Genomic DNA, 7,143 nt, shown 5'->3' with positions numbered 1-7,143 from the left:
AAGAAAAACCGGAATGACGGTCACAAGTTTGGTCATCATGTGACCGTGCGGGAAGAAAAACCGGAATGACGGTCACAAGTTAGGTCAACATGTGCCCGTGGGGTAAGAAAAACCGGAATGACGGTCACAAGTTAGGTCAACATGTGCCCGTGCGGGAAGAAAAACCGGAATGACGGTCACAAGTTAGGCCATCATGTGACCGTGCGGGAAGAAAAAAGCGAATGACGGTCACAAGTTAGGTTAACATGTGACCGTACGGGAGGAAAAACCGGAATGACGGTCACAAGTTAGGTCAACATGTGCCCGTGCGGGAAGAAAGATCAGAATGACTGTCACAAGTTTAGCCAACATGTACCCGTGCGGGAAGAAAAATCAGGATGACGGTCACAAGTAGGTCAATATGTGCCCGTTGTGCAAAAATGCCCCGAAGTACGGTCACATACCATGAAAACATGTGCCCGTAAAGGATTGGTAAGGGAAATGAGCTACTCCCACAAATTGGATCTTTGCTGGAACCCTGGGGTCACGATTAAAAAGGATTGCTTTTTCCCGTATATTTGAACGACCAGTGGAACAAACTCGGTCAGATGCTGCTCGAGACTCTTTACTTCCAAATCGAGATTGAAAGAGGAGGTACGTTTCAGAATCGTATTCAGTTCTGCGATCATATCTGCCTCTCTGTACAGGATGGAGAGGTCCTCCCGGAATTTTTCAAGGCTGTGCTGATTCTTTTTTGCGCCTTCAATATGTTGAATACATTCCCTGATTAATATTTTTAATCTATAAATATATGCATGGTAAGAGCGGATCTCTTTTTCGAAAATGTCTAGATTTCTCAACATTTTAACAGACACGGTTAGAAGGGATTCCAACAAGTAATTCATAACGGCTGCACTCCCGGGAAGATTTTCTCGATTTTGCAGGCTCCATTTTTAAAATGAGGCTGTTTGGATACCTGGTCCCAAGTATCGAGTGTCAGTTCATTGGCAGCTTGCTTTTCATTGATACCGCCAAAATGGAATGGGATGAAGACAGAGCCAGGCAGGATGGTATCTGTTACTCGGGCAGGTACAAAGATTTCACTTCTCCTTGTCGAGACTTTAACGGTATCTCCTGGTGCAATTTCAAATCTTGCTGCATCATCAGGGTGTATTTCTACATATCCTTCAGGCGCATTCATTTGCAAAAGCGGTGCGCGGCCGGTTTTTGTCCTGGTATGCCAGTGATAAACGAGTCGGCCGGTATTTAAATAGAATGGATACTCCTGATCAGGATGTTCTGTCATAGGGGCCCAATCAAAACCATATAAGATTGCTTTTCCATTCGCTCCAATCTCCTTGAATTCCTCCCGCGTCCTGCCTCTGCCTGTCAGCATATTCCGCCCATAAGACTCTGCATAATCAAGCTGTGTGTTAAAAACGCCATCTGTATATAATCGTTCTTTCCCATTCGGGTATTTTTCATTACATGGCCACTGAATTCCGCCTAATTGTTCCATTTTTTCATATGTCATGCCTGACATATCGCAAGGCCGTCCACTGGAGACAACCCGCCATTCATTAAAAGCTTCCTCTGGAGTGTTGTATTTGATCAACGGGTTTCCGCTTCGATCCGTGAATCCCATTCTTCTTGAGAACTCAAGCAGGATTTCAAAGTCGGAAGGAAGCTGGTATGGAGGGTCTACTGCTTTTCTCAAGACATTGACGCGGCGTTCAAGATTGGTCATGGTCCCTTCTTTTTCACCCCACATCGCTGTGGGCAAAACAAGGTCCGCAAACTCGGCGGTCTCACTTAAGAATGGATCCTGAACGACTAAAAAGACTTTTTTCAATAGCTGAATGAAGCGGCTTCTGTTCGGCAGGGAAACGACCGGGTTGGTGTACATAACCCAAAACAGCTGGATTGTCCCTTGTTCCATCATATCGAGCATTTGCATGACATGAGTTTCCGGTCCTGCCGGTAGGGATTCAACCGGTACATTCCACAGATCGGCAATTTCCTTAAGCTGAAGGGGGTTATCACTGTTCCGGTAACCAGGATAAAAGCCGGATCCGCCTGTTTCGCGATTGGACATCGCACTTGGCTGGCCAGCATGCTGGAAAGGGCCGCAGCCTGGTTTGCCGATTTTGCCCATTATCAGGTGCATAGAATTCACCAGCGACGAGGCGGGTGTCGCATCCATGCTTTGATAGACACCCTGCAGTAAAATGGTTAAAACTTTTTTCGAAGTGCCGATCAGTTTGGCGCAGTCAATCACTGTTTGAGCCGGAACTCCTGTTATTCTCTCCACCGTTTCAGGAGTATAGTTGGCGGCAGAAAACCTCAGTTCTTCAAAGCCAACCGTATGGCGAGAAATATAATTTTCATCAATCCAGCCGTTACTGATCAGCAGGTGGATAATTCCATTCAGCAAAGCGACATTCGTGCCTGGCTTCGGCCGGATGCTCATGTCTGCCATCCGGGAACTCATATCGAGGCGGGGGTCAATTTCAATGATTTTTGTATGATTCCGTTGCCTTGCCTGCAGGGTCCGTTCCCATAAAACCGTATTTGTTTCATTGGAATTTCGTCCTATAAAGACAATCACGTCTGCCTGGTCTACATCCTCCATACAGGCTGGGGGCCCATCCGACCCAAAACTTTGAATCAGGGACCATTCAGCGGTGGCAGTGCAAAGGCGTGTATTGGCATCGACATTATGGGTTCGGATGCCAGCCCGCATGATTTTGGCAATCGTATAGTATTCTTCGAGGAAAGCCTGCCCTGTATGGTAGAATCCAATACTTTTAGGACCATTCACCTTTAGCTGTTCCTGCACCTTTTCAACAAGCAGCGAATAAGCATCCTCCCATGACGCCTGGACCAGAATTCCTTGACTGTTTCTGATCAGCGGCGTGGTCAAGCGGTCAATGCTGTTATTCGCCCACCACTGATTTTCTCCTTTGGGCCCAAGTCTGCCCCGATTGACAGGATATTTTTTGTTTCCTTTTATGCCAACGATTTTATTGTCCTTGACGGCAATATAGCACCCACAGCCGTTCGAACAAATATTGCAGGTCGAATACACCCACTTTTCGACTTCACCCTGTGAATACACATTAATATCCTCACGCGAGTTGTCCCATGCCATTTATGTTTCACCCCTTTTATTGAGTAAGACATTTTGTGGAAGCAAAACATGCCTGAGCTGGTTATAGGAAGGATATCGCGGAAACCGGCTGATATTCCGGTAAGGCAGAAAAGGAGGGGCTTGTGGAGTTTCTGCTGAATAGACAGGTAAAACAGCTGGGTCCATGCCTGTTTCCGGTCTATAAGGAGGCAGGACCTGCTGGTAAAAAGGCAAAGGCGGCAAAATGTATTTTTTCATGATGATCTTCTCCTTTAAGTACAAATTGGTTATTAATATGCGCTTTTTTCCTTTTTTAGAAGACCGCTACCTTAAGAACCATGCAGGAATTCAACCTATTGAAAAAGAATATAGTAGGAATTGTTAGGAGGGATTGATTTGCCTGAAAGCAGGATACATCCATATTTATTTGTTGTGTTAGTCGTTGCGACTACCTTTCTGATGGGCTCTTCTTTTACAGTAGGCAAAATCGGCTTGACATATGTTTCTCCATTATTATTGGTTGGATTGAGGTTCACGATTGCCGGACTATTGATGGCTGTGATCGTCAGGAAAAATCCGTTGCCTGCAAAGCTTGCTGACTGGGGAAGGATATTCGTCATTGGCTTGATGCAAACAGCGAGTGTCATGGGCTGTATTTTCCTCAGCTTGCGTACAATCACTGCAGGGGAATCATCGATCTTAACCTTTACCAATCCTTTGATGGTCGTGCTTATGGGTACGATATTTTTAGGGATTCGCTACAGGCTACTGCAATGGATAGGAGCGATTGTTGGCTTTCTCGGGGTTTTCATTACTCTTGGATTTCATTTGCAGCTGACCACTGGAACGCTTCTCGGTCTAGGCGCGGCGGTATCATGGTCGATTGGCACCATCCTGATCAAACAATGGGGAAGCCGCTTCAATGTCTGGGTGCTGACCGCCTACCAGATGTTATTTGGAGGCACCATCCTTTTATTGATGGGGCTTACAATGGAAACACCGAGGCTTGCGATCAACCCGATTTCCATTGCGATTATCTTATGGTTGGCCATCATGGCATCAATCGTTCAGTTTGCCATCTGGTTTTACCTCATAAATAAAGGTGATCCTGGAAAAACAAGTGCTTTCCTATTCCTTGCTCCTTTCTTCGGAGTACTATCAGGCTGGGTCCTGCTGGATGAAGTCGTCGAATGGTATGTTTATGCCGGAGGAGCACTGATTTTTACAGGGATTTTCCTGGTGAATTGGACGTTTGCAAAGAAAACAAGTTTAATAACCGAAAAAGTTGGGTAAAAAGACCTTGGTTTTATATGGTTAAATCATCCTTTAAACCTATATTTAGGTAATAATATTTAATTAAAAAACATTCTCAATTATAATAAAATGTATGGAAAACTTCGCCAACCTATTGGTGTTGTTTATAAATTTTTTTTAACAGGAAGTGAAGTTCCTTGTCTTCAAAAATTGTATTTAACATTAATGCAGTTAATAATTCAGTTTCAGGCTTGAGCCATACGATCGGCCGTCTTGAAAGCATTCAGAGTAAGGTTGCCGGGGTAAGAAGCAGCATTGATCCACGAATACTCGGACGCAACGGAATCAGCGGTCAATTTCGGCGTGCTTCGGCTTCCTCGGACCGAATCGCAATGCATATGAAGCAGTTAAAATCCTTTACCATTCAATCCGCCGACCGTTACGCGAATTCGGAAAACCGAGTGAATCGTCAGGCAGACGCTGTCAATAAGGCGATTGAAGCGGCAAGGAAACAAATTGATGGGCACTTTGCCAGTAATTTATATGAAACGTACAATAATACCTACGGCAGATGGGTGGATTTCCTGCATGGTGCACAATACGCTGCCGGGGCAGGACTCATGCACTTGCTTGGATTCAGGTTCTCGGATATTGATGGAGTACTGCGCAAGTTCCAGGTAGTCGATGATGTTTTACTGGGTAAGATGCGGTTGCCCATGGCTAGTATGATTCATAGAATTGAAAGCTCTAAAATGAATATGCTTGCACGGCTAATGGTCAGCCCTACCAGGGCCTTTAGCAAAAAAACGTTATCTGAGCTTATTTATAAGCGGGCGGCCAATTATTTTCCGAAAGATATAGCTGGCCTCAGCAACAGCGTTTCCAAGCTTATTGATGATGCCAAAGGCGGAACGATGCTCAATGCAGTTAAAAATAATGCGGGCAGCGTATTGAAAAACGGGTTGAGGCTCGGGAAATCAAATGCTGCATTGGCGGTACTAATAACAGCGGGAGCAGAGACAATTGGTGCAGGGATTAAAATTACCGAAAATTATAACTTGTATAGCGGTGAGAAGTTGAAAGAAGAAAACGCGAAAGTGGTTGGCAGTGCAGTATATAAAACTACGGTTGTTTCTGCAACCTCCGTCGCTGGAGCAGTAGCAGGCGGGGTTGTCGGAAGTGTATTCGGCCCTGTAGGCACAGTTGTCGGCGCTTCTGTCGGCGGTTTTATTGGCAGCTGGGTTGGCGATAAGATTGCTGATAAAACTCCTGCATGGGTTGATAAAACAGCCCTGCACTTTAAAGATGGTATTCATAAAGGAACAGAGGCCATTGCTTCCGGTGTCAGCAAGGTAAAGGATGGTTTTAATAATGTAAAAGAACATGCTTCAAGTCTATTGAGCGGAGCAAAATCAATCCTTGGTTTTGGGGGATAGGAGGATAAGATGAGTAAAATTTCACTTTCTATTGAGGAATTAATTTATTGTTTTTACAATGAAGGATATTTTGAGCATGGAAATGCATTGAAGCAGGTTTATTTCGGGGATCTGGACGATGAAAAAATGGATCTTCTGCTCCAAATTACGACCCGTTCGCTTTTGTCTAAAAATCTGCTGGTATACAAAAATCATAAATTTACTCTTGTGGAAGAGCTGGTAGAGGTCATCTCCATGTTAAATTACTCAGACCAATCAGTCAAAGCTTCCCGTCATGGAGAAGATGGCGGGGAGGAGTCTGTTTCATTCCATTTTAACGGGAAGACGGTCCTTCAGCATTCCCTTCTTTTCGATGAGCAGGTACACGTTTTTGAAAAAGTAACTGAAGGTACAGCAGCAGATGTAATTTCTGCATTTTACCGAATTAGTGGAGATGGTAACGGCAGTGGATTTGAATTAAGCCAGACAGAATTTGAACAGTTGCTTGACTCACTGGAGGATAACCAAAAACTTTTTGAACTTCCTGTGCTCCACGGGGAAAAACAAGAATTCTATGAAACTCTTAAAACAACAAATGGAATGTTAAATACTCTGTTATTCATGGAGTTTACGGAACAAAAGGAGCCGGTAGCAAAGAACGTCGTGTTATTTACAAATGACAGCAAGAATAACTGGATCATTGAAAAAAATGAGGATGTTTTTTATATGAATCAGTACGATAGCAATAAAGTCGTCCAATTAATCAAAGAAAATGTCATAGAGTCATTAGAAAAGGTGCCATATGGAAAATGAGATTCAAGAAAATAATATAAAAGTTTACGAAGATCGAGTAGAGGTAGTCTATACAAGTGGGGGAGCAGGCTGCATGCTGATTGGCGGTGGATCGCTGTTGGTAGCATCTCTCTTTATTTTATTCTACATAGTCCCTACATCAGGGTTCATTAGGGCTTTTATCGGAATTATCATTGGTAGCATTGGATTGCTGTTTTTCGGTACAGTGGTGCTAAAGGTTGTCAGAGCATTGCTGACCGGGAAAGCAGTATATACAGTCCAAGATGGTTATTTCAAGGGGAAAAACAAGGCAGTCCCGATTAAGGACATCACGGATATGAAATGGACTGGCAGTTCATTGAAGTATCTGGCTATCAAGACGACAAACAAAAAGACTATCAAGTTATCTTCTTATAACCTCGTTCCAGAAGAAAAAGTGAACCAGGTGATCAATGATTATGTCATTCCATATGCGACCCCAGAGTTTAAGGAGAACTGGAATAAGCGTATGAGCAATAAAGGCGCATAAATTTTTTTGAAGCTTGCAGGCTAAAGTGATTAGCTCTGTAAGCT

General features: G+C 43.9%; 7 protein-coding genes. 4 read left to right on the top strand and 3 right to left on the bottom strand.

Annotation, left to right across the window (positions count from 1 at the left end; translation table 11 throughout):
- Window positions 1-485: 485 nt before the first annotated feature.
- From J7E38_RS19720 to J7E38_RS19710, 3 genes are read right to left on the bottom strand one after another with little or no spacing between them, the layout of a single operon-like run.
- Complete coding sequence (locus J7E38_RS19720) at window positions 486-884, bottom strand: hypothetical protein (RefSeq protein ID WP_214710227.1); 399 nt, start codon at window positions 882-884, stop codon at window positions 486-488.
- On the bottom strand, window positions 881-3,130 hold the full coding sequence (locus J7E38_RS19715) for a molybdopterin oxidoreductase family protein (protein ID WP_214710225.1): 2,250 nt from the start codon (window positions 3,128-3,130) through the stop codon (window positions 881-883). The genes J7E38_RS19720 and J7E38_RS19715 overlap by 4 nt, the downstream gene beginning before the upstream one ends.
- Entirely contained in the window at window positions 3,131-3,367 is a 237-nt protein-coding gene (locus J7E38_RS19710) for a hypothetical protein (RefSeq protein WP_214710223.1), read from the bottom strand. It abuts the gene before it with no gap.
- Between the two features lie 153 nt (window positions 3,368-3,520).
- Here J7E38_RS19710 and J7E38_RS19705 point away from each other — a divergent pair, with 153 nt between their 5' ends.
- The 4 genes from J7E38_RS19705 (at window position 3,521) to J7E38_RS19690 (ending at window position 7,099) form a co-directional block, all read left to right on the top strand.
- On the top strand, window positions 3,521-4,402 hold the full coding sequence (locus tag J7E38_RS19705; RefSeq protein WP_215038857.1) for a DMT family transporter: 882 nt from the start codon (window positions 3,521-3,523) through the stop codon (window positions 4,400-4,402).
- A 158-nt stretch (window positions 4,403-4,560) separates the two neighbouring features.
- On the top strand, window positions 4,561-5,799 hold the full coding sequence (locus J7E38_RS19700; protein WP_214710219.1) for a glycine zipper domain-containing protein: 1,239 nt from the start codon (window positions 4,561-4,563) through the stop codon (window positions 5,797-5,799).
- 9 nt (window positions 5,800-5,808) lie between these two features.
- Window positions 5,809-6,591 (top strand): hypothetical protein, encoded by a 783-nt coding sequence (locus J7E38_RS19695; protein ID WP_214710217.1) that lies wholly within the window; start codon window positions 5,809-5,811, stop codon window positions 6,589-6,591.
- The gene (locus J7E38_RS19690) at window positions 6,581-7,099 is read left to right on the top strand and encodes a DUF5381 family protein (RefSeq protein WP_214710215.1); all 519 of its coding nucleotides are present in this window, start codon (window positions 6,581-6,583) and stop codon (window positions 7,097-7,099) included. The genes J7E38_RS19695 and J7E38_RS19690 overlap by 11 nt, the downstream gene beginning before the upstream one ends.
- The last annotated feature ends 44 nt before the right edge of the window (window positions 7,100-7,143 follow it).

Origin of the sequence: Bacillus sp. ISL-35 (assembly GCF_018613355.1) — a bacterium.
Classification (GTDB): domain Bacteria; phylum Bacillota; class Bacilli; order Bacillales; family Cytobacillaceae; genus Mesobacillus.
This window is presented reverse-complemented; position numbering and strand designations above follow the sequence as displayed.